A 25,404-nucleotide genomic window follows, 5' to 3' on the forward strand; every position below is an offset into this window, starting at 1 on the left:
TTAGACGGGGGCGGCGTGCAGCCGCAGATAGGTGGGGTCGAACTCGGCGATCTGGGCCAGACGGGGCCAGTCCAGAATATCCACGCGCGGGTTGGTCCAGCGGACCAGGCCCTCGCGGCGGAGCTCGGCGATCAGGCGGTTGACGTGCACCGTCGACAGGCCAAGCGCGTCGCCCAGAACCGTCTGGGTCAGCGGCATGTCGAAGCTCTGGCCGTCGTTCAGCCCGACCGCGCTCAACCGGGTGAACAGTTCGCAGACCAGGTGCGACAGATGCCCCAGGCCGCTGCGCCGTCCCATGGCCACCAGCCACTGGCGATGGATGGCGGCGTCGATGATGGTGTCGAGCCAGAGCAGTCGCGTCAGGTGGCCGTGCTGGTCGGTCAGCCGGCGCAGCCGGGCGTGCGGGGCATGGGCGATGACGCAGGGGCTGAGCGTGACCACGCCGTGATCCATCTGCTTCATCAGCAGGCTGTGAAGGTCGACGAAGTCGCCGGCCACGTTGATCTCGGTGATCTGCCGCCGTCCGTCGGTCAGGGTGGAATAGCGCGCCGTGAATCCTTCCAGCAACAGGATGCTGTGGTCGGTGATGGAATGCTCCAGCACGATATCGACATTGGCGTCGACCTTGCGCGGCGGGTCGAGAACCTCGGCCAGGGCGGCGATCTCGACGGGCGAAACCGTGTCCCGGCGCGACAGTTTTTCAATGAGGGCGTTGGTCATGGTGTGGGGGCCCATAGCTAGCAGGAAGACAAACGCCCAAGCCGAACAAGCGTTGCCGTATTCCGTGACGGACTTCGCCGGATCGCGAACTTACATATGTGAATGCGGCCGGTTTTGAACGGCTTAGGTTCCGGCGGCGCGACGTTCGCGTCGGGACCCTCGCATGAAGACCTACCTTTGCCTGATCACCGTCCGCGAGGGCGAGGTGCCGCGACTGCGTCATGTGGACAGCCCGCACGACGACGCGATTTCGATTTCGCTGGCGCCGGTTCTGGCGGAATGGACCCGCGTGCATCGGGTTGAAGTCATGGACGGCGACCGCATGGTCTTCGTCGCCGAAACCCCGGCGGGCTAGAGCGACGAGGAGCTGGCGCAGGTGGTCAGCCGCACCACCTCGGCCTGTTTGTCGTCGGTGACGATGACCCGGAACTGTCGGGTCTTCCAGAAGGCCCGCCCCTGATAGCGCAGGATCTCGCCCATGGTGTCCAGGGCGACGGCGTGGGCGGCGTCCAGACTGGCCAGTTCCTGACCCTGATCGTCGGGGACCAGATGGCCGTTCTCGGTGTGAAAGAAATAGCGTGGCAAGCGGGGGCTCCTCGGTGGCTGCTGCTCCTTAAAGGGCCCCCCGCTCTCATTTGTTCATTCCATTCGGACTTCAGACCCGCGTCAGCCGCAGGTCCTGATAGTCGTAGGAGAAGTCGATGTCGGGCGAGACGCCCTTGAGCGTCGCCGTCGCCGGCTTGGCGGTCGCGATGTTGAAGGTGATGAAGGCGTCCTCCTCGCGCTTGTCGGCAAAGCGGGTGCGGAAGGTCTCGCCGTCATAGGGCTCCAGCCAGCCCTTCAGCGCCGGGGTGTGGGTGAAGGCCAGCCACAGGCCGGTCTTGCGGTTGCGCCCACGCCCCTCGGTCTTCTGCTCGATGGTGATGTCGCCATACCAGGGGTCGCGCCAGGTCCCGACATAGGCGTCCAGCGGCATGGAGGGCGGGGCGCCCGCCGCCTGCTTGGCGTCGATCTCGACGGCGGCCTTCAGCGACTTCTCGGTCCCTTCGGCTTCGCGCTTTTTCGAGTCGGCGATCCAGTCGACGTCGACCTGGTTCATGGCGATGTCGGACAGGCCCGAGCGCAGGGCGCGCAGCAGGAAGCTCTCCTCGGCGTTGGTGAAGACCGAGAAGCCGATCTTGCGGCCGGGGATCAGGACGGTGGAGGAGATGCCGCCCGGCGAGCCGCCGCCGTGGGTGGCCAGCCGCTCGCCGCGATAGTCCTGCACCTGCAGGCCCATGGCGTAGGTCGAGGCCACGGCCCGGTTGGGCAGCTCCGCCGTCGGTCCGTTCGACGAAGAGACGATGATGTTGGGCTTGTACATCTCGCGCGCGGCGGCTTCCGAGAACAGGCGCGTTCCGTCGGCCAGCTTGCCGTCGTTCAGGCGCACGGCGATCCACTTGGCCCAGTCGGTGGCGCTGGCGCAGATGCCGCCCGCCGCCGCCGCCGAATCCCAATTCCACACCTCGGCGATTGATTGGGCGATCTGGGTCATCGGCCCTTGAAGGCGCAGCGGCGGTCCGACGCGGGCGTGAGGCAGGGCGGACTTCTTGGGATCGGCCAGACGGGCCAGAGGCACACTCTCGCTCATGCCCACCTTGTCGAAGATGCGGGTCTGGACGAAGTCTTCCCACGACAGACCCGACACCTTCTCGATCACCGCGCCCGCCACCACGAACATCAGGTTGCAGTAGTGGTAGTCCTCGCGGAAGCCGTCCTCGATCGGCACGAAGGCGGCCTGGGCCAGGACCTCGGCGCGGGTCCGGTCGCTGTTGGGCCAGAACAGCAGATCCCCCGCGCCCAGGCCGAAACCGGCGCGGTGGCTCAGGGTGTCGCGCACGGTGATGCGCTCGCCGATCACCGGGTCCGACAGGGTGAAGCCCGGCAGATAGGTCCTGATCGGCTCGTCCCACTTCACCTTGCCCTCGTCGACCAGGATGGCCAGGCAGGCGGCGGTGACGTTCTTGGAGTTCGACGCGATGGCGAACAGGGTGTGTTCATCCGCCGGTTCGGCCTTGCCCTGACGGCGCACGCCGTAACCCTTGGCCAGCACCGTCTTGCCGTCGCGAACCAGGGCCAGGGACACGGCCGGCTGCTCCGGCCAGGCGGCCATGCAGCGCTGCACCCAGGCGTCGGCGGCGGCGGCGATCTCCTCGTCGGTGCGCGTGTCGGCGCGAACCTGGGCCAGGGCCAGACCGGGCAGGGCGGCGCTCGACGCGGCGACGGCGGAGGAGAACAGGGCCGCACGGCGCGACAGACGGATGGACATAGGCGAAGCTCCCGACATGAGCGGCGACGCTAGCGTTCTGCGTCCCTCGGGCCAAGGGGCGATCCCGCCACAACCGCTCATCCCGGCGGACGCCGGGATCCAGTGCTTTGGCTCAGGCACGAGGATGGGCTGAAGGGCGGCGGCTGCTGTTCTCACTGGGCCCCGGCGTCCGCCGGGGTGAGCGGGAAGTCCGAGGGGCCTAGGCCGCCTGACGCCACCGTTGCAGATGGTCCAGCACGTCGGCGACGATCTGCGCCCGCGTAAAGCCGGTCAGATCGCGGGGGCGCGTGCCGTCGCCGGTCTGGGCCGTCATCCGCCACTCCAGCGCCCGGCGACCCTCGGGCGCCTCCAGCGCGGTCAGGGCGGGCAGGGGCCGTGAGCGCGCCCCGATGCGATAGAGGAAGTCGCGGCCGTTGGCGTGCTCGACCACCAGCCAGACCCCGGTCTCGTCCATCTCGACGCGGCTGTTTTCCAGCCCGCCCTCGACCAGGGCGTCGCGCACCTCGACCAGGGCCGGCGCGCCCTGACGCTCGATCTGGCGGGCGATGTCCTTGCGGCTGGCCGGCGAGAAGATACGCTTCAACCGCTCGCGGATGGGCGGCGCCTCGGTCTCGACCGCCTCGCCCTTGAGGTCGGCGTTCATCTGTCGCGCCAGACCAAAGGCCAGCAGGATCATGATGACCGCAAAGGGCAGGGCCGCCACCAGGGTCGCGGCCTGAAGCGCGCCCAGACCTCCCGCCAGCAGCAGCAGGGCCGCCGTCAGCCCCAGAAGCCCGCACCAGTAGACCCTCTGCCAGCGCGGCGTCTCCTCGGCCCCGCCCGACGCAATGGTGTCGATGACCAGCGAGCCGGAATCGGCCGAGGTGACGAAGAAGACCGCCACCAACGCCACCGCCAGGGTCGAGGTGACGGCCGTGCCCGGCAGGTACTCCAGGAAGTGGAACAGGGCCGTCGACAGGTCGGCCTGCACCGCGTCCGAGATGGCCCCGCCGGCTATGCCGAGGTCCAGCCCCATGGCCGAGTTGCCGAACACCGTCATCCACAGGAAGGTGAAGGCGGTCGGGACCAGCAGCACGCCGATGATGAATTCGCGCACCGTCCGCCCGCGCGAGATGCGGGCGATGAACATCCCCACGAACGGCGACCAGGCGATCCACCAGGCCCAGTAGAACAGGGTCCAGTCCGCCATCCACGCCCGCGGCTCATAGGCGTAGAGGGTGAAGGTGCGGACGAAGAAGTGGTCCAGATAGAGGCCGAAATTCTGCACATAGGCCCGCAGCAGGAACAGGGTCGGCCCAACCGCCAGCACGAACAGCATCAGGCAGACGGCCAGGATCAGGTTCAGCTCGGACAGCCGCCGCACCCCCTTGTCCACCCCGGTCAGCACCGAGATCGTCGCCGCCCCCATGACCACCACGATCAGCCCGACCTGCACCGTCACCGTATTGGGCAGGCCCGTCACATAGTTCAGGCCCGAGGTGATCTGGGCCACGCCCAGCCCCAGGGAGGTGGCGATGCCGAACAGGGTGCCGCAGATGGCGAAGATGTCGACCGCGTCGCCGATCGGCCCGTTGATCCGCTTGCCCAGCAGCGGATAGAGCCCCGACCGCATGGTCAGGGGCAGGCCTTTACGGTGGGCGAAATAGGCCAGGCTCAATCCGACGACGGCATAGATGGCCCAGGCGTGGACGCCCCAGTGGGTATAGGTGATGACCATGGCCTCGCGCGCGGCGTCGATCGTGCCGGGCGCCGCCTCGGGCGGGGCCACATAGTGCTGCACCGGCTCGGCCACGGCGAAATACATCAGGCCGATGCCCATGCCCGCCGCGAACAGCATGGCCAGCCATGAGACATAGGGGAAGTCCGGCTCGGCGTCGTCCGGCCCCAGCTTCAGCCGCCCGGTCGGCCCCACGGCCAGAACGGTGACGAACAGCAGAAAGCCCGCCACCGCCGCCACATAGAACCAGCCGAAGGTGTCGATCACCCAGGCCTGGGCCGCGCCGAAAATCAGGTCGGAGGTCGAGGGCGCGATCAGGGCGAGCAGCAGCAGGGCGCCCGCGATGGCGCTGGCCCCCCAGAAGACGCGGGGGTTCATCTTGGTCGTCAGCATGGGTCCCTAGCGCACGGCGACGCTTGGGGTTCCCTCTCGACCTAAACCCGCGTCTCCCAGGCGGTCCAGACGGCGACGGCGATCAGGCCCAGGGCCATGGCGGCGCGCATCATCGGCCCCTGGGCGCGGGTCAGCAGGGCGCCGCCCGCCCGTGCCGCCGTCAGCACGATGATCGAATGAACGGCGACGCTGACCAGGACGTGCAGGCTCCCCAGCGTCAGGGCCTGGGTCAGGGTGGAGCCGTAGGCGGGACGGATGAAGCCGGGCAGCAGGACGACATAGAGCAAAGCCGCCTTGGGGTTCAGCAGATTGCCGATCAGGCCGCGCCGGAACAGGGCGCGTCGCCGCGTCTCGACCGGAGCCGTCTCCGTCCCGTCGCCGGTGCTGCGCCAGGCGTCCCAGGCCAGCCACAGCAGAAAGCCCACCCCGGCCCAGCGGATGGTCTGATAGAGGGCGGGCCATAGCAGAACCACCTCGGTCAGGCCGAAGGCGGCGGCGACCATCCACAGCGTCAGGCCGAGCGTGATCCCCGCCACCGCCGCCAGCCCCGCCGTCCGCCCCTGCGACAGCGACACCAGGGCCAGCCAACCCATGTTCGGCCCCGGCGTCAGCTCCATCAGCGCCACCGCCGCCAGGAAGGGCAGGACGACGGCGGGATCGACCGGCGATGACATCAGCACATCCATGGCGCCTCCTGATGTCAGGCTAGGCCGGGAGGCGGGCCTTCATCAATCGCCGACGTCGGCCCTTGCGTTGCCGATCCGCCACACCCACCTCGTTTGACACAACGCAAGGCGCTGCTTCGTCGAAGGGCGTCTTGATGGTTTTCCGCCTTCCGAGGGGACTGCACCGAAATGAATCTCGACCTCTATTCCGACCGCGCCAAACAGGCCGTCCAATCCGCCCAGTCGCTGGCGCTCGCCCGGCGGCACCAGCAGTTCGCGCCCGAGCACCTGCTGAAGGTGCTGCTCGAGGAACGCGACGGTCTGGCGCGTGATCTGATCGACAAGGCCGGCGGCGATCCGTCCGCCGTCGAACTCGTCACCGAGGGCCTGCTGAAGAAGCGGCCCCAGGTCGAGGGCGGCTCGGGTCAGCTCTATCTGGACGGCGACACGGCCCGCGTCTTCAACGCCGCTGAGGAAGCGTCCAAGAAGGCCGGCGACGCCTTCGTCACCACCGAGCGCCTGCTGGCCGCGCTCGCCAAGGAGGGCGGGGCCGCCGCCGAGGCGCTGAAGTCCGCCGGGGTCTCGGCCTCCAAGCTGGACGCCGCCATCACCGAGAAGCGCAAGGGCAAGACCGCCGACAACGCCTCGGCCGAGGACAGCTACGACGCCCTGAAACGCTATGCCCGCGACCTGACCGAGGCCGCGCGCGACGGCAAGGTCGACCCGGTCATCGGCCGCGACGAGGAAATCCGCCGCACCATCCAGGTCCTGGCCCGCCGCACCAAGAACAACCCCGTCCTGATCGGCGAACCCGGCGTCGGCAAGACCGCCATCGTCGAGGGACTGGCCCTGCGCATCGTCAACGGCGACGTGCCCGAAAGCCTGAAGGACAAGAAGGTCCTGTCGCTGGACATGGGCAGCCTGATCGCGGGCGCCAAATACCGCGGCGAGTTCGAGGAACGCCTGAAAGCCGTGCTGAACGAGGTGGCCGCAGCCGAAGGCGGCATCGTCCTCTTCATCGACGAGATGCACACCCTGGTCGGCGCCGGCAAGGGCGACGGGGCCATGGACGCCTCCAACCTCCTGAAGCCTGCGCTTGCGCGCGGCGAACTGCACTGCGTCGGCGCCACCACGCTCGATGAATACCGCAAGCACGTCGAGAAGGACGCGGCCCTGGCCCGTCGCTTCCAGCCGGTCTTCGTCGCCGAACCCACCGTCGAGGACACGGTGTCCATCCTGCGCGGCCTCAAGGAGAAGTACGAGGTCCACCACGGGGTGCGCATTTCCGACAGCGCCATCGTCGCCGCCGCCACCCTGTCGAACCGCTACATCACCGACCGCTTCCTGCCCGACAAGGCCATCGACCTGATCGACGAGGCCGCCAGCCGCGTGCGCATGGCCGTCGATTCCAAGCCCGAGGCTCTGGACGAGATCGACCGCCGTCTGGTCCAGCTCAAGATCGAGCGCGAGGCCCTGAAGAAGGAGAGCGACAGCGCCTCGCAGCAGCGTCTGGAGAAGATCGAGGACGAGATCCTCGACCTCGAAGGCCAGTCGGACGACATGACCGCCCGCTGGAAGTCGGAGAAGGCCAAGGTCGGCCAGGGCGCCCAGTTGCGTGAAACCCTGGACCGTCTGCGCGCCGAACTGGCCGCCGCCCAGCGCGCTGGCGATCTCGGCCGCGCCTCAGAGATCGCCTACGGCCAGATCCCGCAACTGGAACGCCAGCTGGCCGAGGCCGAAGCCGCCGAGAAACCCGGCCAAGAAAACAAGAATGGGGGCCCCCTGACCCCCGAGGTCGTCGACGCCGAGCAGATCGCCGCCGTCGTCAGCCGCTGGACCGGCGTGCCCGTCGACAAGATGCTGGAAGGCGAGCGCGAAAAGCTGCTCAAGATGGAGGACGAACTGGGCCGCCGCGTGGTGGGTCAGGACGAGGCGCTGGAAGCCGTGTCCGACGCCGTCCGCCGCGCTCGCGCAGGGCTCAACGACCCCAACAAGCCGCTGGGCAGCTTCCTCTTCCTCGGCCCGACGGGCGTGGGCAAGACCGAGCTGACCAAGGCCCTGGCCGGCTATCTGTTCGACGACGACAACGCCATCACCCGGATCGACATGTCCGAATACATGGAGAAGCACTCGGTCAGCCGTCTGATCGGCGCCCCTCCCGGCTATGTCGGCTATGACGAGGGCGGCGCCCTGACCGAGGCCGTGCGTCGTCGCCCCTATCAGGTCATCCTGTTCGACGAGGTCGAAAAGGCCCACCCCGACGTCTTCAACGTGCTTCTGCAAGTGTTGGACGACGGCCGCCTGACCGACGGCCAGGGCCGCACCATCGACTTCAAGAACACCCTGATCATCATGACCTCAAACCTGGGCAGCCAGTATCTGGCCGACCAGCCCGAGGGCGAGGATGTCGAGGCCGTTCGTCCCCTGGTCATGGAACAGGTCCGCGCCCACTTCCGGCCCGAGTTCCTGAACCGCATCGACGAGATCATCCTGTTCCACCGCCTCGGCCGCGAACAGATGGGCGGCATCGTCCGCATCCAGCTGGCGCGTTTGGAGAAGCTGATGGCCGACCGTCGCCTGACGCTGGCCCTGGACGACAGCGCCCTGACCTGGCTCGCCGACAAGGGCTACGACCCGGTCTACGGCGCAAGGCCGCTGAAGCGCGTCATCCAGAAGGAACTGGTCGACCCCATGGCCAAGAAGCTGCTGGCCGGCGAGATCGAGGACGGCAGCGTGGTGGCCGTGTCAGCGGGGACGGACGGGCTGGAGATCGGGAAGGCGCGGGTGCATTGATCCCTAGCGCCTTGCTGCAGTGAGAAAGGGGCCGCGAAATCGCGGCCCTTTTTGCTACGAGTTCTTTGTGTCCCGTCCGTCGGGTTCTTTCGCAACGCCCTTGAACGGTCCGGGAGAAGACTTCCGCTCCATGAACTGACCGTTGCCTTCGTCGCGCTTTTGCCAGTCCCCATTCTCATGCTGGAACTGGGTGCGCCCGCGCACTGCACCTTGGCGGTAGCCGTCGCCTGTGTTTTTGCCCATGGCAAATCTCCTTTGAACGAAAGGTGAACATCTGCGATTCGTGCTGTAGAGTCGAGTCAGACAACGTTGGTCGATTTTATCGTTCCTGGCGGGCCAGCCCCTCTCCTTTCGTCATCCTCCGGCAAGCCGCGTGAGCGGCGCAGACCGGGGGACCCAGCGGCGCGCGGGAGCGCGACACTGTCGAGGGCGTGCGGGTTGAGGGGTTTCGCCTTCGGCGCCGCTGGGTCCCCCGGTCTCCGCTTCGCTACGCCGGAGGATGACGGAAGAGGGGGAGCGGAGCGTGGTGACGAAAGCGGAGGGGCGGGTTAGCGTTACGGTATGGCGACCCACCGCACCTTCATCGCGACCTACATCATGGCGAGCGGGCGGAACGGGACGCTCTACACTGGCTCGACCTCAAACCTCGAAAGCCGCGTGTGGAAGCACAGGACGCGGGTCTTTCCTGGCTTCACCGACGAGCACGACTGCACCCGTCTGGTCTGGTTCGAGCCACACGCCCTGATGCTTGAGGCCATCCGGCGCGAACGGCGCATCAAGAAATGGCTGCGCGACTGGAAGCTGGCCCTGATCGAGCGGGACAACCCGGACTGGCGCGACCTCGCGGCCGACTGGTTCCCTGACCCCAACTGGACCCCGCCGCCGGGCGCGGACTGACTCACCCCAAGACCGGCATCACCTCCACCCCGTCGCAGACGAAGATGCTCATGTGCGGGTGGTTCTCGAACAGGCGGGCGGCCGCCTCGTGGCTGTCGGCGCGCACTACCATGAAGACGGTCAGCAGGTTGACCATGTCCGTCACGGCGCCGTCGTCGTCGATGCGCTTGGTCGGGCCCAGCGGGCCGCCCTGCCAGACGATGGAATCGCGGTGGGCCTCTTCCCAGGCGGCGACGGCGGCCACGCCGAGGCGCGCCGTCTCGGCCTGATCGGCCTCGCTCATGGCGCGCCAGGCCCGCCAGCGCGGGCCGGTCTTGTCGCTGGTGAAGACAGCCAGGTAATGGGTCTCGGCGCTCATCGAAGCCTCCCAGTTTGCGGGAGGGTCGGACTTTCGTTTGCGCCGGGCAAGCGGGGCGGTTCCTTCTCCCTCAAGGGGAGAAGGAAGAACGCGCTCAAGTAGTGAGCGACCGCGTCGCGAGCGATAGCGCCCTTAGATATGAATGGCGTGCCCCAGGGCCCGCAGCGTCGCCTCGTGGAAGGCCTCGCCCAGCGTCGGGTGGACGTGGATGACACCCGCCACGTCTTCCAGCACGGCACCCATTTCCAGCATCTGGGCGAAGCTGTTGGACATCTCGGAGACGTGCTGGCCGACGGCCTGGATGCCCAGGATGCGGTGGTCGGACTTGGAGGCGATGACGCGGACGAAGCCGCCGTCCTCGCCGGCCTCGATGGCCAGGGCGCGGCCGATGGCGGCGAAGGGGAAGACGGACTGGATCACGTCGTCGCGGCCCTCGACGTCCTGCGGACCCAAGCCTGCCGAGACGATCTCCGGCTCGGTGAAGCAGACGGCGGCGATGGTGACGGGGTCGAAGACGCGGTCATGGCCGGCGATGATTTCCGCCACGACCTCGCCCTGGGCCGAGCCCTTGTGCGCCAGCATGGGTTCGCCGGTCAGGTCGCCGACGGCCCAGACGTTCTTCATGCTGGTGGCGCAGCGCTTGTCGATCTGCACGAAGGGGCCGTCCATGGCCACGCCCATGGTCTCCAGACCCCAGCCCTTGGTGCGCGGACGACGGCCGACGGTGACCAGCACCTTGTCGGCGTCCAGCTGCATCGGATTGCCGTCCTTGTCGGTGACGTTCAGCTTGCCGTCGCCAAAGCCGCCCGCGCGGGCGCCGAGGAACAGCTCGACGCCGTGCTTCTCCAGCCACTTCTGCACCGGGTCAGTCAGGGCCTTGTCGTAGAGCGGCAGCAGGCGGTCGGCCATCTCGACGATGGCCACCTCGGCGCCCAGCTTGCGGAAGGCGATGCCCAGTTCCAGGCCGATATAGCCGCCGCCGACGACGACCAGCTTCTTCGGCACCTCGGGCAGGCTAAGCGCCTCGGTCGAGGAGATGACGTCGCCGCCGAAGGGCAGGAAGGGCAGTTCAACCGGTTCCGACCCCGTGGCCAGGATGACGTGTTCGGCGGTGATCAGGATGGGGCCGTCGGCGGTCTCGACGCGGCAGGTCTTGGCGTCCGAGAACTCGGCCCAGCCCTTGATGACCTTGACCTTGGCCTTCTTCAGCAGGGCGGCGACGCCGGCGTTCAGCTTCCTGACGATGCCGTCCTTCCATTCGACCGTCTTGGACAGGTCGATGGCCGGGGCCGACGCCGTGATGCCCAGGGTCCCGTCCCCGGCGGCCTTGGCCACCGTCTCGTACTTGCCCGCGGCGTGGATGATGGCCTTGGACGGAATGCAGCCGACGTTCAGGCAGGTCCCGCCCAGGCCGTCGCCGCCGTCCACCAGAACGGTGTCCAGCCCGAGCTGGCCGCATCGGATGCCCGCGACATAGCCGCCGGTCCCGGCGCCGATGATCAGGACTTTGGTTTTCAGGGTCTGGATCATTGGCTTCTGCTAGTGATTTTGTGAGTAGATCTTAGGCTGAAGCATTTCCAACAATGTGTTGGTCAGTGGCAGCCCTTCAGGTGCAATTTCAATAATTTCTAAGCCGCCACCCGGCGTGGCTCCTAAGAAAACCAAGACCTTTGTGCCAACGGAGCTATTGGGATTTACACTCTCGACTAGATAACGCGGAGTAGGGCCACATGCCCCCATGAGCCGGTCCGGTGACTGCAGAGACTCTGGTGGGTAGTAGCCATACAGCGTTTCTACCTTACCCACTGTGTAGCGTCGGTAATTTCGGCCGTTTTCAACTGCATCGAGCTGTGCCCAGTAAACCAGACGGCTCGCTGCGATAAGCTTGGCGCGACTTTCCGCATAAAAGGCCTCCCACTCTTCGGGAGATTTCCTCAATGGGGAGCAAGCCGCAGCCTCACCTGCCGCGAAAAGCGCGGCCACTGCTACTGCTATAGCCGCGCTGCACTTCATCTCAGTTCATCCAGAGCGTGGCCGGGTGCTCCAGCAACCCCTTGATGCGCTGCACGAAGACCGCCGCATCATGCCCGTCGACGATGCGGTGATCGAAGCTGGAGCTGAGGTTCATCATCTTGCGCACGACCATCTGGCCGTCCTTGACCACCACGCGTTCGGCGATCTTGTTCGGGCCGACGATGGCGACCTCGGGGTGGTTGATGATCGGCGTGTGAACCACGCCGCCCAGCGTCCCTAGCGAGGTGATGGTGATGGTCGAGCCGGACAGTTCCTCGCGCTTGGCCGAGCCGTCCTTGGCCGCGCCGGAGACGCGGGCGATTTCCAGGGCGGTGGCGTAGGGGTCCAGCGCCTCGGCGTGGCGGACGACCGGCACCATCAGGCCGTTCGGCGTCTGGGCGGCGATGCCCAGATGGACCGGGGCGTGCGTCGTCAGCACCCCGGCCTCGTCGTCATAGTGGCTGTTGATCGTCGGCTGGTCGCGCAGGGCGACGACGATGGCGCGGGCGATGAAGGGCAGGACGTTCAGCTTGGGCTGGTCCTTCGACTTGGTCGCATTGAGGTGGGCGCGCAGGTCCTCCACTGCCGTCATGTCGATTTCCTCGACATAGGTGATGTGCGGAATGCGACGCACGCTCTCGGCCATCTTCTCCGCGATCTTGCGGCGCAGGCCGATGATCTTGGTCTCGGTGGCGCCCTCGGCGCGGGCGTAGGTCGAGGAGGGGGCACCGCTGGTCGCGGCGGGCAGGCTGCCCCCGCGCGCGACGAAGGCGTCCAGGTCTTCATGCTGGATGCGGCCAGCGGGACCCGAGCCCGGCACGAAGGCCAGGTTGATGCCCAGATCGCGAGCGCGGTTGCGCACGGCGGGCGAGGCCAGAGCGCGTTCGCCCGGTTGACGACCGGTCATGGCGGGGAGGGGCTTGGCCGAAGCCTTGGGCGCGACAGGAGCCGCAGCCTTGGCGACGGGGGCTGCGGCCTTCTCGGCCTTGGCGACGGGGGCAGCGGCAGCCGGAGCGGCGGCGACATTGCCCTTGCCCTCGACCTTGAAGCTGACCAGAGGCCCGCCGACGGGGACCTGTTGGCCCGTTTCGCCGTGCAGGGCGACGACCACGCCGTTGATCGGGCTGGTGATCTCGACCGTGGCCTTGTCGGTCATGATGTCGGCGAGGATCTGGTCTTCCTCGACCGCGTCGCCGACCTTGACGTGCCAGCCGACCAGTTCAGCCTCGGCGGTGCCTTCGCCCACGTCAGGCAGCTTGAAGACGTAATTCGCACCCTCAGCAGCAGCCGGGGCGCTGACCGGGGCTGCTTCCACCTTCGGCGCCTCGACGGCGACGGGGGCAGGCTCGGATTTGGCGACAACAGGGGCGGGTGTCGGCTCGGCGTCCGACGCGTTGCCCGCGCCCTCGACCTCGAACTCGACCAGGGGGCCGCGCACCGGCACCATCTCGCCGGCTTGGCCGTGAATGGCCAGAACCTTGCCGCTGACCGGGGCGGTGATCTCGACGGTGGCCTTGTCGGTCATGACATCGGCGACGATCTGGTCTTCCTCGACCATGTCGCCGACCGCGATGTGCCAGGCGACCAGTTCGGCCTCGGCGGTGCCTTCGCCCACGTCGGGCAGCTTGAAGACGAAACGACCCATATCAACGGCCTCCCGACATGACGGCTTTCAGGGCGTCGGCCACGCGTTGCGGGCCGGGGAAGTATTCCCACTCGAAGGCGTGCGGGTAGGGGGTGTCCCAGCCGGTGACGCGCGCGATGGGGGCTTCCAGATGATAGAAGCAGCGCTCCTGAACCAGGGCCGACAGCTCGCCGCCGAAGCCCGAGGTTTTCGGCGCCTCGTGCACGATGACGCAGCGCCCGGTCTTCTTGACGCTGGCCTCGATGGTCTCGATGTCCAGCGGCACCAGTGTCCGCAGGTCGATGACCTCGGCGTCCACGCCCGCGTGTTCGGCGCCGGCCAGGGCGACCCAGACCATGGTGCCATAGGCCAGGATGGTTACATCCGAACCTTCGCGCATGACGCGGGCCTTGCCGATCGGCAGGGCGTATTTCTCGGTCGGAACCTGGGCCAGCTCCTGGGTCTTCCACGGCGAAACCGGCTTCTCGTGCCAGCCGTCGAAGGGGCCGTTGTAGAGGCGCTTGGGCTCGAAGAAGACGACCGGATCATCGTCCTCGATGGCGGCGATCAGCAGGCCCTTGGCGTCATAGGGGTTGGACGGAATGACGACCTTCAGACCCGCGATGTGGGTGAACAGGGCTTCCGGCGATTGGCTGTGCGTCTGGCCGCCGAAGATGCCGCCGCCGTAGGGGCTGCGGATCGTGATCGGCGAGGTGAACTGACCGCCCGAGCGGTAGCGCATCTTGGCCGCTTCCGAGACGATCTGATCATAGGCCGGATAGATGTAGTCGGCGAACTGGATCTCCACGACCGGACGCAGGCCATAGGCGCCCATGCCGATGGCGGCGGCGACGATGCCGCACTCCGAAATCGGGGCGTCGAAGCTGCGGGTCAGGCCGTGCTTCTGCTGCAACTGGTCGGTGACGCGGAAGACGCCGCCGAAATAGCCCGCGTCCTCGCCGAACGACAGGACGTTCGGGTCCTCGGTCATCTTGACGTCGATGGCCGAGTTCAGGGCCTGAATCATGTTCATCGGCACGACGCCCTTGGCGGGCGCCTCCGACTTCGGCGCATTGTTCTGATCGACCATGTCGGGCTCGAGGCCGTCGTTGCGGTCGGCGTCGGTGAAGGTTTGCTGGGTCATGGTCAGACTCCGACCTCGCGGCGCTGTTCGATCAGGCGCCAGTCCTCGGTCGCATAGACCTCCTCGAACATGGTCTTCACGCTGGGGCGCGACTGGCCCAGGGTGCCGATGGCTTCGGATTCCTTGCCGGCGGCGCGGACCTGCTCGACGGCGTCCTTCTCAGCTTCGACCTGCTGCTCGTCCGACCATTCGCCCAGCACGATCAGGTGCTGCTTCAGGCGCTCGATGGGGTCGCCCAGCGGCCACTTCTCAGCCTCGTCGCCGGGGCGATAGCGGCTGGGGTCGTCAGAGGTCGAGTGCGGCGCGCCGCGATAGGTGAACAGCTCGATCACGGTGGCGCCCTGGTTGGTGCGCGCGCGTTCCTCGGCCCACTGGGTCGCGGCCCAGACGGCCAGGAAGTCGTTGCCGTCGACGCGTAGGGCTGGCAGGCCGTAGCCGATGGCCTTGGCGGCGAAGGTCGTGTCCAGACCCCCGGCGATGCCCATGAAGGAGGAGATGGCCCACTGGTTGTTGACCACGTTCAGGATGACCGGGGCGCGGTAGACCGAGGCGAACGTCAGGGCGTTGTGGAAGTCGCCTTCCGCCGTGGCGCCGTCGCCGATCCAGCTGATGGCGATCTTGTCGTCGCCCTTGTAGGCGCTGGCCATGGCCCAGCCCACAGCCTGCGGCACCTGGGTGCCGAGGTTGCCCGAGATGGTGAAGAAGCCATAGTCCTTGGCCGAGTACATGATCGGCAGCTGGCGGCCTTTGATCGGGTCTTCGGCGTTGGAATAGATCTGGTTCATCATGGTCGCCAGCGGATAGCCGCGCGCGATCAGAAGCCCCTGCTGGCGATAGGTGGGGAAGCCCATGTCCTCGCGGCTCAGGATCATGCCCTGCGCCACCGCAATGGCCTCTTCGCCGGTGCACTTCATGTAGAAGCTGGTCTTGCCCTGGCGGTGGGCGCGGTGCATCCGCTCGTCGAATGCGCGCGTCAGGATCATGGCCTTCAGGCCGCGGCGCATCGTCTCGGGATCGAGTTTGGGGTCCCAGGGCCCGACGGCCTGACCCTCGTCGTCCAGCACGCGGACCAGCCGGAAGGCGTGATCGCGCATCTCATAGGGGGCGGTCGACACCGCGGGCCGGGTCACGGCGCCGGCGGGATCGAACTGCAAGTGACTGAAATCAGGGGCATCGCCGGGCCGGCCCGAGGGCTCTGGCACGCGCAGCGACAGCGTGGGCGTATTCTTCATCATGCGTCCCGTCCGGTTAATCCGACCGCGTTTCCTCTATGAAGAGGGCATAGCATGGCGTGTCTCTGTTGGCCTTCCTAAAAATACCCTTGCCAAATGGTGATTTGGGGTATTTTATTGCGTGAAATCCCCTTTTGGAGAAACGCCTTTGGCTGACGAACTTGATCCTATCGACGCCCGCATCCTCGACATCCTGCAACAGGACGCGGGACTGTCGGTCGCCGAGGTCGCCGATCGCGTCGGCCTTTCGGCCTCGCCCTGCTGGCGTCGGATCAAGAGACTGGAGGATAGCGGCCTGATACGCAAGCGGGTCACGCTTCTGGACGCGGGTCTGCTGGGTCTGGACTTCGAAGTCTACGCCATCGTCAAGCTGAGCCTGCCGTCGCGTGAGAACCTCGACATCTTCGAAGCCGCCGTCGCCAACTGGCCGGAAGTGGTGCAGTGCGCCACCATCACGGGCCGCGAGGACTATGTCCTGCGCATCATCACCTCGGACATGCACGCCTTCGACCAGTTCCTGCGCGACAAGCTGCTGACCCTGGGCATCGTGTCCGACTGCGCCTCGCACATTGTCACGCGCGGCGTGAAGAACGTGACCACCCTGCCGCTGGGCATCATCACCCCCCACGTCAGCTAAGAACCTCTTTCCTCCCCATTTTATGGGGAGGGGGACCGCAAAGCGGTGGAGGGGGCGCCGCAAACGTCAGCCGTCGAGTCGCTCCCTCCGTCACGGACGCCAGCGCGTCCGCGCCACCTCCCCATTCCATGGGGAGGAAAGCTTGGCGATCGATCCGTCGCGGCCTATCTCTCGTCCGAACAGGATTGAGGGATTTCACATGATCGAACTGGTGATCGACGCGCGCAGAAAAGACCTCGGCGGGTTCGAGGTCGGGCGCGTCCTGCCCTTCCATTCGCACCGGATGGTCGGCCCCTTCATCTTCCTGGACCAGATGGGCCCGGCCGAGTTCGCGCCGGGCGCCGACGCCATCAATGTGCGGCCCCACCCGCACATCGGCCTGTCGACCCTGACCTATCTGTTCGAGGGCGAGATCATGCACCGGGACAACCTGGGCTACACCCAGGCCATTCGTCCCGGCGAGGTGAACTGGATGACGGCCGGCTCCGGCATCGTCCACTCCGAGCGCACCGACCCGCTGAAGAAGGCGCAGGGCGGCAAGATGCACGGCATGCAGGCCTGGGTCGCCCTGCCGCTGGAGAAGGAAGAGATCGCCCCTTCCTTCACTCATCTGGGCGAGGACGCCCAGCCCACCTATGAGAACAACGGCCTGTTCGCGCGTCTGGTGGCGGGCGAGGCCTTCGGCGCCAAGGCCGGCACCCCGGTCGAATCTCCGCTCTTCTATGTCCACTGGGAAATGGCCGAGGGCGTGCGCGCCGCGCCGCCCCCGCCCAAGGCCAAGGGCGGCTACAGCGAACGCTCGCTGTTCGTGGCCAAGGGTCTGATCGAGGTCGACGGCCGCAGCTTCCACGAAGGCCAGATGGTCATCCTGTCGGCCAACGCCGAACCCACCGTCACCGCCCTGCAACCGTCCAGCGTCATGGCCCTGGGCGGCGAGCCGGTCGGCGAACGCCTGATCTGGTGGAATTTCGTCGCCTCGACCCAGGACCGCCTGGATCAGGCCAAGGCCGACTGGAAGGCGGGCCGCATGAGCCTGCCGACTGAGGACGCCCTCGAGTTCATCCCCCTCCCGGACGAACCCGCCCAGGCCACCCGGGCGCCCGAACCCGTCGAGCCCAAGCCGACCGATCCGGTTTAGGACGAGGTCGCCGATAGGGACCTCCCGGTTGGAAATTCGCCGTTGGACCAAGCTTTGGCGGCGTGCATAGTCCCGTCGTAAACGGGGGGCTGGTCATGCTGGATCGTCGAGGTTTCTTTGCGGCGTCCGCCTGCGTCGCCGGGCTGGGGGTGACACGCTCTGCCTGGGCCCATGCGCCAGCGCCATCCCCCGCCGCCGTTGTAGCCCTTGATGCGCTGCGGGCAGGCAAGACCACGACGGGCGGCGTTCTGGTCGCGGTCCGCAGCGGTCAGGTTGTGGCGCTCTATCCCTGGGGCAGGGCGTCGCTGTCCTATGATGTGCCGGTCGGTGAGCAGACCCTGTTCCATCTCGGCTCGAACGGCAAGCTGATGACCAGCGTGGCCGTTTTTCAGCTTGTTGAGGCCGGGCTTGTCGATATCGATGACCCGATCGGCGCCCACGTCAAAGACCTGCCGCCTGTCCTTGCCGGTGTTCCGATCCGGAATCTGCTGCACCATACCTCCGGCCTGATCGACTACCCGGACCTTCTCCCCGACTGGGACCGGGCGCAGACGCGCGAGACCGTCATCGCCGCCCTGAAGGACGTGGCCGTCCAGTTCCAGCCGGGCGAGAGCTGGCAATATTCGAACACCAACTATCTTCTGCTCGGCTGGCTGATCTCGGACGTGTCGGGACGGAGCTATGCCGACTATATCCAGACGCGTCTTTTCCAGCCGGCGGGCGCGCCGAGCGCGCGGCCCGATGCATCGCAGCAGATCATTCCCAATCGCGCCGAGCCCTACAGTGTCGGCGACGAGGGCATACACCATGCGGTTCGCATGGACGACGAGGTCTCCCGCGCGGCGGACGGCGGGGTGTTGTTTTCGGCAAGGGATGTCGCCCCCTGGCGCGCCGCGCTCGACGCCAACAGGCTGATTTCGGCGGACAGCATGTCGCGGATTGTCGCCCCGGGCCGCCTCAACAGTGGTCGCCTGGCGCCTTACGGTTGCGGCGTCTTTCTGGAGAGCTCGCGCGGCGCGGCCCTGTGGCGTCATACCGGCGGGGTGCCGGGGTTTGTCAGCAACTGGATGACCTGGCCGCAAGCTGATCTGTCGATCCTGGCCATGGTCAATTCGGAGGGGCCCGGCGGCGTGAGGCTGGATGACATGATCACTACCCTGGCGGAGTCGATCCAGCCGGGCCTGACGTGGACAGGCATGGCGGCGGCAGGGGACGGAACCGACGCCCGAACCCGCGCCCTGCGAGGTCTGTTGGAGCGACCTGCCGGCACGCCGGCGCCCGCGGGACTGCTCGCAACGGAACTGGCCTGGCGTCCGCAGGATCGTTTGCCGCGTTTCGGCGGGCTGGAGACGATCGTGCCCCTCGAAAACTGGCGGGTCGGCGCTGATCCGATCGAGGGTGAAATGACGCGCTATCGCTTGATGCGAAGAGGCGCTCAGCGCGATCTGGTCGTGGCCTGGACTGCCGATGATCGTCTCTACTGGGGCGTTTGAGACGGCCTTCCGTTTCTCATCGCCCCCGCAGCAACCTCAGCCGGGGACCGCGCAGCAGCCCAACTGACCGATCCCCTCTAACCTGTTCGGCTAGTCGAAGTCGAAGCCTCGGCGACGCTGGATGTAGAAGGCGACGCCGACAAAGGCGACGCCCACCGCGATCATGGCCCAATGGATCGGGCTCGGAACCGCCTCGGGGGTTGAAATCTGGTCGCGCGGCCCGCCGAGGTCCGCCGACGTTGACGACAGGGTGGTGGGCGTGCTGGCGGCTTCGGCGCTCGCCGCCGCCGGCGTGAGGATGATGGCCGCCGCCAGCAAGGCGACCCGCACACGTCTCGTCATGATGTCCCCGCGGCGCTGCATGCGCCAGATGCGCGCCACCAAACGCACCGCCTTTGGATAAGGCTCCGGTCTCAGACGGGGAATGTCTGGAAATCTCTGAATCTGCGACGCTCAGGCCAGCCTGAAGCCCGCTTCAGGACCCTCTGCGCACCCGCGTCAAGGTCTGCTTAGCGCTTGAACAGGCCGCCCAGGGCGTCGCCGATGCCGCCCGGCAGGTTGTTCATCAGGCTGCCGAGCAGGTCGTCGGCGCTGTCCGCCGAGCCGTTCGGCGTCAGGCGGTCGACGGCTTCCGGCAGCAGGCCGGCCAAGGTCTCTCTGGCCTGTTCCGGCGAAATGCCGAGCTTCTGTGCGAAGTCGGCGATGGGGCCGGAGCCGAGCACCGCCGTGATCTGCTCGGGCGAGACCCCGGCGTTGCCGCCCTTGCCGATCCACGACCCGACCATGTCGCCCAGACCGTTCTGACCGAATTTCTCGGCCAGACCGGTGACGCCGCCCTGACCCTTGAGCAGGTCCGACAGGCCGCCGGCGGCGTCGCCGCCAAGGCCGCCGAGCACGTTATCCAGCAGTCCCATAGTCATTCTCCGATTGAGGTCGGCAGTCTGAGGAAGGGAGGCTACGCTTTTGTGGCGGGATCGCAAACGATCGCAAACCCCGCCGCGATGACGGCCCTAGTTGCGGGCCGAGTTGGAACTGGAGGTCACGGCCTGGCCGGCGGCCGACAGGTCGCGGCCGACGCCGGCGACGGTGTTGCAGGCGGCGGTGGTCAGGGCGGCGGCGATGACGCCGAGGACGATGAGCTTGCGCATGGGAATTCCCCGAAATTGGCGATTGACGCTTCAACGTGAAGCTTGACCATAAGGTTGCATGGCCAATTCATCCTTCAATCTGCTAACGGCGAACTTATGACGCAAGCTCTCGACACCGCCGCCCGCCGTCTGGTCGACACCCTCGTGATGAACGGGGTCGACAAGGTCTTCTGTGTGCCGGGCGAAAGCTATCTGGCCGTGCTCGACGCTTTGGCCGACGTGCGCGACAAGATCGAGGTCATCGTCTGCCGCCACGAGGCGGGCGCCGCCAACATGGCCGAGGCCTATGGCAAGCTGACGGGCAAGCCGGGCGTCTGCATGGTCACGCGCGGACCGGGCGCGACCCACGCCTCCATCGGCGTGCATACGGCGCATCAGGACTCCACGCCGATGATCCTGTTCGTCGGCCAGATCGCCCTGACCGACCGGGGCCGGGGCGCCTTCCAGGAGGTCGACTACCGCGAGGTCTTCGGCGGCCTGGCCAAGTGGGCGACCGAGATCGAAAGCCCCGAACGCACCGTCGAGGTGGTCGAGCGCGCCTTCGCTACGGCCCTGCAAGGCCGCATGGGGCCGGTGGTCGTGGCCCTGCCCGAAAACATCCTTCACGACCACGGCGGGCCGGCCCCGGTGCGCCCGGTGGTCGCCGCCAAGGCCGCGCTGGACCCGGCCTTCGTCGAGCAGGTGACGGCGCGTCTGGCCAAGGCCGAGCGCCCCATGCTGATCCTCGGCGGGTCCGGATGGACCGACGCCGCCACCGACGCGATTTCCGGCTGGGCCGAGCGACTGGGCCTGCCCGTCGCCCTGTCCTTCCGCCGCAAGGACCTGATCCGCAACGACCATCCCGGCTATGCGGGCGACCTGGGCCTCGGTCCCAATCCCAAGCTGGTCGCGCGGGTCAAGGCGGCGGATCTGCTGCTGGTGATCGGCGCCCGCATGGGCGAGAATCCGACCCAGGGCTATACCCTGCTGGATCGCGCCAGGACGGCTGAGACCCTGATCCACATCCATCCGGGCGCTGAGGAACTGGGCCGCGTCTGGGCGCCGAGCCTGTCGGCGGCTTCGGACAATTCTCTCGCCGCCCTGGCCCTGTCGGCCATCGATCCGGGCCGGACCTGGAGCGAGCTGGGCGTGACCGCCCACGCCGACTTCATCGCCTTCTCCTCGCCCATCGAGGTCAAGAGCGCGGTCAACATGAGCGAGGTCGTCGCCCACCTGGCCGAAGCCCTGCCCGAGGACGCCATCCTGACCAATGGCGCCGGGAATTTCGCCGCCTGGCTGCACCGCTTCCATCGCCATCAGGCCAGGCGCACTCAACTCGCCCCGACCTCGGGCGCCATGGGCTATGGCTATCCGGCGGCCTTGGGGGCCAAGGCGGTCGATCCGGCGCGCGAGGTGATCTGCATCGCCGGCGACGGCGACTTCATGATGAGCGCCAACGAAATGGCCACCGCCGCCCAGTACGGCCTCGGCGTCATCGTGGTGGTCGTCGACAACGGCGCCTTCGGCACCATCCGCATGCACCAGGAGCGCGAATACCCCGCCCGCGTCATCGCCACCGAGCTGAAGAATCCCGACTTCGTCAAATACGCCGAGGCCTTCGACGCCTTCGCGGTGCGCTGCGAGAAGACCGAGGACTTCCCGGCGGCGCTGGCGGCGGCGCGCGAGGCGGCTGCGGGCGGGCGTCCGGCCCTGATCCACCTGATCACCGACGCCGAACAGATCGCGCCGGGGCGGACGATTACCGACCTGCGCGGCGGCTGAGTCCTTAAACAGGGCGTCGTCGCTTGCGCGCGGCGACGCTTCACGAAACAGTGCCCCCTCGAATGTACCGAGGGGGTTCTTCATGCGTCGTCTTCTGATCTCGTCCGCCGCCGTCCTGGCGCTCTGCGCCGCCGCGCCCGCCGCCATGGCTCAGGCTGCTGCGCCTGCCCCGGCTGCGGCCCAGGCTCAATCCGAGGACGCGCGCCTCAACGCCTTCTTCGAACAGGCCTTCCAGGAACGGATCGCGCTGAGCCCGCAGCAGATGACCTCGCTGGGCCTCAAGACCGACTACGACAAGCTGGACGACGTGTCCGACGCCGCCTCGGCCCGCGCGCTGGCTTTGCAAGAGGCGCAACTGGCGCGGATGAAGGCGGAGTTCGATCCGGCCAAGCTCAGCACGCAGAGCAAACTGTCCTGGCGGCTGTTCGAATACGGCGTGCAGCAGGCGCGCCTGTCGAACCAATGGCGCGACTGGAACTTCCAGTTCGCGGCCAATGGCAATCCGACGACCAGCCTGCCCGTCTTCCTGATCAACAACCACCGCATCAGCAGCGTCTCGGACGCCGAGGCCTATATTTCGCGCATCGGCGAGGCCGAGCGCTACATGGGGCAGGTGGCGACGACGCTGAAGACGCGCGCCGCCGAGGGCGTGGTCTCGCCGCGCTTTGTGTTTGAACCCTCCATCGAGAACACCCGCGCGGTCATCGCCGGCGCGCCCTTCGACGGCGGAGCCGACAACCCGGTCTGGGCCGACTTCCAGAAGAAGGTCGGGGCGCTGGACGCCGATCAGGCGACCAAGGACCGACTGCTGGCCTCGGCCCGTGCCGCCCTGACCGGCCCCTACAAGCGCGGTTTCGACACGGTGCTGACGGCCCTGGCCGAGGTCCAGCCGCTGGCCGACAGCGACGCAGGCGTCTGGCGGCTGCCGAACGGCGAGGCCTATTACAACGCCCGCCTGCAGCTCTCGACCACGACCGACCTGACCGCCGACCAGATCCACCAGATCGGTCTGGACGAGGTCGCCCGCATCCAGCGCGACATGGAAGCCATCAAGACCCAGGTCGGCTTCGAGGGTTCGCTGCAGGACTTCTTCGTCTTCCTGAAGACCGATCCGCGCTTCCAGTATCCGAACACGCCGGAGGGCAAGGAGCAGTATCTGACCGACGCCCGCGCCTTCATCGCTCAGGTCATGCAGGTGGCGCCGCAGTGGTTCTCGACCCTGCCCAAGGCGGCGCTGGAGGTGAGGGCGGTCGAGCCCTTCCGTGAGGCGACCGCCTCCATCGCCTTCTACAACTCGCCGGCGCCGGACGGCTCGCGACCGGGCATCTACTACGTCAACCTGTCGGACATGACCCAGGTGCTGAAGCCCCAGATCGAGGGCATCAGCTATCATGAGGGCGCGCCGGGGCATCACTTCCAGATCGCCTATGCTCAGGAGATCGAAGGCCTGCCGCGCTTCCGCCGCTTCGGCGGCTATGGCGCCTATGCCGAGGGCTGGGGCCTGTACGCCGAGCAGCTGGGCAAGGAGATGGGCTTCTATCAGGACCCCTATTCCGACTTCGGCCGCCTCTCGACCGAGCTGTGGCGCGCGGTGCGTCTGGTGACCGACACCGGCCTGCACGCCAAGCGCTGGTCGCGCGAACAGGCGATGGACTACTTCCGCCAGAACTCCCTGCTGTCGGAACGCGACATTCAGAAGGAAGTCGAGCGCTACATCACCAACCCCGGCCAGGCGACCAGCTACAAGATCGGCGAGCTGAAGATCGAGGAACTGCGTCACAAGGCCGAGACGACGCTGGGACCGCGCTTCGACATCAAGGACTTCCATGCGGTGGTTCTCGGCTCCGGCTCGGTGCCGCTGGACGTGCTGGCGGACCAGGTCGACGCCTGGATCGCGGCGGGCGGCGGCAAGCCGAGCTAGCCAATCCTCCCCTGCGAAGCGGGGGAGGGGGACCATGCGCAGCATGGTGGAGGGGGCGAGGGCGGGCGGTGCGCTTGAAGCTTGCCCCCTCCACCGCTGCGCGGTCCCCCTCCCCCGTCGCTGCGCGACAAGGGAGGATTGCAGTCAGAGTCGGATTTTTCCGACTTTCTGGTGTATGAGCCGCCGCCATGCCCTTTACCGCCACCGTCCTGACCATGTTCCCCGAGGCCTTTCCCGGGCCACTCGGCGTGTCGCTGATCGGCACCGCCTGGCGCGAGAAGGGGCTGTGGGATTTGCAGACGCTGGACATTCGGGCGTTTTCCGAAGATAAGCGCGGCTTCCTGGACGACACCCCTGCGGGTGGCGGTCCCGGTCAGGTGCTGAAAGCGGACGTGGTGGCCCGGGCTTTGGATAGTCTGGAAGGGCCGCCTCGGCCGCTTTTGTACATGAGCGCACGCGGTCGACCCCTGACGCAGGCGCGAGTGAAGGAATGGGCCAAGGCCGACGGAATCGTCGTGCTTTGCGGTCGTTTCGAGGGGGTGGACCAGCGGGTGCTAGACGCACGCGGGTTCGAGGAGATTTCCGTCGGAAACGCAGTCCTGGCCGGTGGCGAGGCGGCGGCCATGGTGGCGATCGAGGCGTGCGTACGACTGGTCCCCGGTGTTCTAGGCGCGGCTGAAAGCCTGTCGTCCGAAAGCTTCGAGGATGGTCTTCTGGAACACCCGCAGTACACGCGACCGCGGACGTTCGAGGGGCACGACATTCCCGAGGTGCTGCTGTCGGGCGATCACAAGAAGATCGCGCAATGGCGGGAAGCGCAGCGGGAATTGACGACGCAGGAACGGCGCCCGGACCTCTGGGCGGCGCATCTGGCGAAGACGACTGCGGAGCCTGGCTCCGCCAAATCAAAGGCAAAGGGCGCTAAAGCCCGAGGAGAATAGACATGAATATCGTTCAGCAGATCGCTGCAGAAGAAAAAGCCCGCCTGCTCGAAGGCAAGACCATCCCGAACTTCCAGCCGGGCGACACCCTGCGCGTCCACGTGAAGATCAAGGAAGGCGAGCGCGAGCGCGTCCAGGCGTTTGAAGGCGTCTGCATCGCCCGCGACAGCGGCGGCATCAACGAGACCTTCACGGTCCGCAAGATTTCCTTCGGTGAAGGCGTGGAGCGTCGCTTCCCCATCCTGTCGCCGAACATCGAATCCATCGAAGTGAAGCGCCGCGGCGTTGTCCGTCGCGCCAAGCTCTACTACCTGCGCGACCGTCGCGGTAAGTCGGCGCGCATCGCCGAGCGTCAGACGGTTCGTCCGGTCAAGGGCGCGACCGTTCCGGTCACCGGTTCGGCCGACAAGGGCGACGAGGCGTAGTCTTAAGCCCCGCCTGTGCTGAAATGATCGAGGCCCCGGCAGATATGCCGGGGCCTTTTTCTTTCTTGGTGCGCTA

At 67.1% G+C, this 25,404-nt stretch carries 25 protein-coding genes; 10 read left to right on the top strand and 15 right to left on the bottom strand.

What is annotated here, in order from left to right; all coding sequences use genetic code 11:
* Nucleotides 1-720: a Crp/Fnr family transcriptional regulator gene (locus tag P0Y52_00460; GenBank protein ID WEK58042.1), complete on the bottom strand. Its 720-nt coding sequence runs from the start codon at nucleotides 718-720 to the stop codon at nucleotides 1-3.
* 163 nt (nucleotides 721-883) lie between these two features.
* Here P0Y52_00460 and P0Y52_00465 point away from each other — a divergent pair, with 163 nt between their 5' ends.
* Nucleotides 884-1,075, top strand: a complete 192-nt coding sequence (locus P0Y52_00465; GenBank protein WEK58043.1) for a hypothetical protein — start codon at nucleotides 884-886, stop codon at nucleotides 1,073-1,075.
* Here the strand turns inward: P0Y52_00465 and P0Y52_00470 are convergent.
* The 4 genes from P0Y52_00470 to P0Y52_00485 all read right to left on the bottom strand — a co-directional run bounded on the left by P0Y52_00470 (nucleotide 1,072) and on the right by P0Y52_00485 (nucleotide 5,824).
* Nucleotides 1,072-1,305, bottom strand: coding sequence for a hypothetical protein (locus tag P0Y52_00470; GenBank protein ID WEK58044.1), 234 nt, complete (start codon nucleotides 1,303-1,305; stop codon nucleotides 1,072-1,074). The two genes, P0Y52_00465 and P0Y52_00470, sit on opposite strands and share 4 nt — an antisense overlap.
* Nucleotides 1,306-1,375: 70 nt before the next feature.
* The gene (locus P0Y52_00475) at nucleotides 1,376-3,028 is read right to left on the bottom strand and encodes a serine hydrolase (GenBank protein WEK58045.1); all 1,653 of its coding nucleotides are present in this window, start codon (nucleotides 3,026-3,028) and stop codon (nucleotides 1,376-1,378) included.
* A 199-nt stretch (nucleotides 3,029-3,227) separates the two neighbouring features.
* On the bottom strand, nucleotides 3,228-5,138 hold the full coding sequence (locus tag P0Y52_00480; protein WEK58046.1) for a BCCT family transporter: 1,911 nt from the start codon (nucleotides 5,136-5,138) through the stop codon (nucleotides 3,228-3,230).
* Between the two features lie 41 nt (nucleotides 5,139-5,179).
* Nucleotides 5,180-5,824, bottom strand: a complete 645-nt coding sequence (locus tag P0Y52_00485; protein WEK58047.1) for a LysE family translocator — start codon at nucleotides 5,822-5,824, stop codon at nucleotides 5,180-5,182.
* 168 nt (nucleotides 5,825-5,992) lie between these two features.
* Here P0Y52_00485 and clpB point away from each other — a divergent pair, with 168 nt between their 5' ends.
* Complete coding sequence (gene clpB, locus P0Y52_00490; protein ID WEK58048.1) at nucleotides 5,993-8,596, top strand: ATP-dependent chaperone ClpB; 2,604 nt, start codon at nucleotides 5,993-5,995, stop codon at nucleotides 8,594-8,596.
* A 54-nt stretch (nucleotides 8,597-8,650) separates the two neighbouring features.
* Here clpB and P0Y52_00495 read toward each other — a convergent pair whose 3' ends face one another.
* On the bottom strand, nucleotides 8,651-8,839 hold the full coding sequence (locus P0Y52_00495) for a hypothetical protein (GenBank protein ID WEK58049.1): 189 nt from the start codon (nucleotides 8,837-8,839) through the stop codon (nucleotides 8,651-8,653).
* Nucleotides 8,840-9,157: 318 nt separating this feature from the next.
* Between P0Y52_00495 and P0Y52_00500 the strand changes: the two genes are divergently transcribed.
* Nucleotides 9,158-9,493, top strand: a complete 336-nt coding sequence (locus P0Y52_00500; protein ID WEK58050.1) for a GIY-YIG nuclease family protein — start codon at nucleotides 9,158-9,160, stop codon at nucleotides 9,491-9,493.
* Between the two features lies 1 nt (nucleotide 9,494).
* On the opposite strand, the gene P0Y52_00505 is transcribed toward P0Y52_00500, so the two are convergent.
* From P0Y52_00505 to P0Y52_00530, 6 genes are all read right to left on the bottom strand, one after another.
* On the bottom strand, nucleotides 9,495-9,851 hold the full coding sequence (locus P0Y52_00505) for a hypothetical protein (GenBank protein WEK58051.1): 357 nt from the start codon (nucleotides 9,849-9,851) through the stop codon (nucleotides 9,495-9,497).
* A gap of 132 nt (nucleotides 9,852-9,983) precedes the next feature.
* Nucleotides 9,984-11,381: a dihydrolipoyl dehydrogenase gene (lpdA, locus tag P0Y52_00510; GenBank protein ID WEK58052.1), complete on the bottom strand. Its 1,398-nt coding sequence runs from the start codon at nucleotides 11,379-11,381 to the stop codon at nucleotides 9,984-9,986.
* 9 nt (nucleotides 11,382-11,390) lie between these two features.
* A complete protein-coding gene (locus P0Y52_00515; protein WEK58053.1) occupies nucleotides 11,391-11,864 on the bottom strand; it encodes a hypothetical protein in 474 nt (157 codons plus the stop codon).
* Nucleotide 11,865: 1 nt separating this feature from the next.
* Nucleotides 11,866-13,509 (bottom strand): 2-oxo acid dehydrogenase subunit E2, encoded by a 1,644-nt coding sequence (locus P0Y52_00520; GenBank protein WEK58054.1) that lies wholly within the window; start codon nucleotides 13,507-13,509, stop codon nucleotides 11,866-11,868.
* A 1-nt stretch (nucleotide 13,510) separates the two neighbouring features.
* Complete coding sequence (locus tag P0Y52_00525; GenBank protein ID WEK58055.1) at nucleotides 13,511-14,632, bottom strand: alpha-ketoacid dehydrogenase subunit beta; 1,122 nt, start codon at nucleotides 14,630-14,632, stop codon at nucleotides 13,511-13,513.
* 2 nt (nucleotides 14,633-14,634) lie between these two features.
* Nucleotides 14,635-15,867: a 3-methyl-2-oxobutanoate dehydrogenase (2-methylpropanoyl-transferring) subunit alpha gene (locus P0Y52_00530; GenBank protein ID WEK58056.1), complete on the bottom strand. Its 1,233-nt coding sequence runs from the start codon at nucleotides 15,865-15,867 to the stop codon at nucleotides 14,635-14,637.
* A gap of 145 nt (nucleotides 15,868-16,012) precedes the next feature.
* Here P0Y52_00530 and P0Y52_00535 point away from each other — a divergent pair, with 145 nt between their 5' ends.
* From P0Y52_00535 to P0Y52_00545, 3 genes are all read left to right on the top strand, one after another.
* Nucleotides 16,013-16,501 (top strand): Lrp/AsnC family transcriptional regulator, encoded by a 489-nt coding sequence (locus tag P0Y52_00535; protein ID WEK58057.1) that lies wholly within the window; start codon nucleotides 16,013-16,015, stop codon nucleotides 16,499-16,501.
* 199 nt (nucleotides 16,502-16,700) lie between these two features.
* Nucleotides 16,701-17,639 carry a pirin family protein gene (locus tag P0Y52_00540; protein ID WEK58058.1) on the top strand — a complete coding sequence of 313 codons (939 nt, stop codon included), beginning with the start codon at nucleotides 16,701-16,703 and terminating at the stop codon, nucleotides 17,637-17,639.
* Between the two features lie 95 nt (nucleotides 17,640-17,734).
* A complete protein-coding gene (locus P0Y52_00545) occupies nucleotides 17,735-19,132 on the top strand; it encodes a serine hydrolase (GenBank protein WEK58059.1) in 1,398 nt (465 codons plus the stop codon).
* 90 nt (nucleotides 19,133-19,222) lie between these two features.
* Here the strand turns inward: P0Y52_00545 and P0Y52_00550 are convergent, their stop codons facing one another.
* From P0Y52_00550 to P0Y52_00560, 3 genes are all read right to left on the bottom strand, one after another.
* Nucleotides 19,223-19,474: a hypothetical protein gene (locus P0Y52_00550; protein WEK58060.1), complete on the bottom strand. Its 252-nt coding sequence runs from the start codon at nucleotides 19,472-19,474 to the stop codon at nucleotides 19,223-19,225.
* A gap of 167 nt (nucleotides 19,475-19,641) precedes the next feature.
* The gene (locus tag P0Y52_00555) at nucleotides 19,642-20,046 is read right to left on the bottom strand and encodes a YidB family protein (GenBank protein WEK58061.1); all 405 of its coding nucleotides are present in this window, start codon (nucleotides 20,044-20,046) and stop codon (nucleotides 19,642-19,644) included.
* Between the two features lie 96 nt (nucleotides 20,047-20,142).
* Nucleotides 20,143-20,280 (bottom strand): entericidin A/B family lipoprotein, encoded by a 138-nt coding sequence (locus tag P0Y52_00560; GenBank protein WEK58062.1) that lies wholly within the window; start codon nucleotides 20,278-20,280, stop codon nucleotides 20,143-20,145.
* A gap of 96 nt (nucleotides 20,281-20,376) precedes the next feature.
* Here P0Y52_00560 and P0Y52_00565 point away from each other — a divergent pair, with 96 nt between their 5' ends.
* The 4 genes from P0Y52_00565 (at nucleotide 20,377) to rplS (ending at nucleotide 25,328) form a co-directional block, all read left to right on the top strand.
* Nucleotides 20,377-22,041 (top strand): thiamine pyrophosphate-binding protein, encoded by a 1,665-nt coding sequence (locus P0Y52_00565; GenBank protein WEK58063.1) that lies wholly within the window; start codon nucleotides 20,377-20,379, stop codon nucleotides 22,039-22,041.
* A gap of 82 nt (nucleotides 22,042-22,123) precedes the next feature.
* Nucleotides 22,124-23,962 (top strand): DUF885 domain-containing protein, encoded by a 1,839-nt coding sequence (locus P0Y52_00570; GenBank protein ID WEK58064.1) that lies wholly within the window; start codon nucleotides 22,124-22,126, stop codon nucleotides 23,960-23,962.
* A 188-nt stretch (nucleotides 23,963-24,150) separates the two neighbouring features.
* Nucleotides 24,151-24,903: a tRNA (guanosine(37)-N1)-methyltransferase TrmD gene (gene trmD, locus P0Y52_00575; GenBank protein WEK58065.1), complete on the top strand. Its 753-nt coding sequence runs from the start codon at nucleotides 24,151-24,153 to the stop codon at nucleotides 24,901-24,903.
* Between the two features lie 2 nt (nucleotides 24,904-24,905).
* Nucleotides 24,906-25,328, top strand: a complete 423-nt coding sequence (rplS, locus tag P0Y52_00580) for a 50S ribosomal protein L19 (GenBank protein ID WEK58066.1) — start codon at nucleotides 24,906-24,908, stop codon at nucleotides 25,326-25,328.
* The last annotated feature ends 76 nt before the right edge of the window (nucleotides 25,329-25,404 follow it).

The organism is Candidatus Brevundimonas phytovorans, from assembly GCA_029203145.1.
Taxonomy (GTDB): Bacteria; Pseudomonadota; Alphaproteobacteria; order Caulobacterales; family Caulobacteraceae; genus Brevundimonas; species Brevundimonas phytovorans.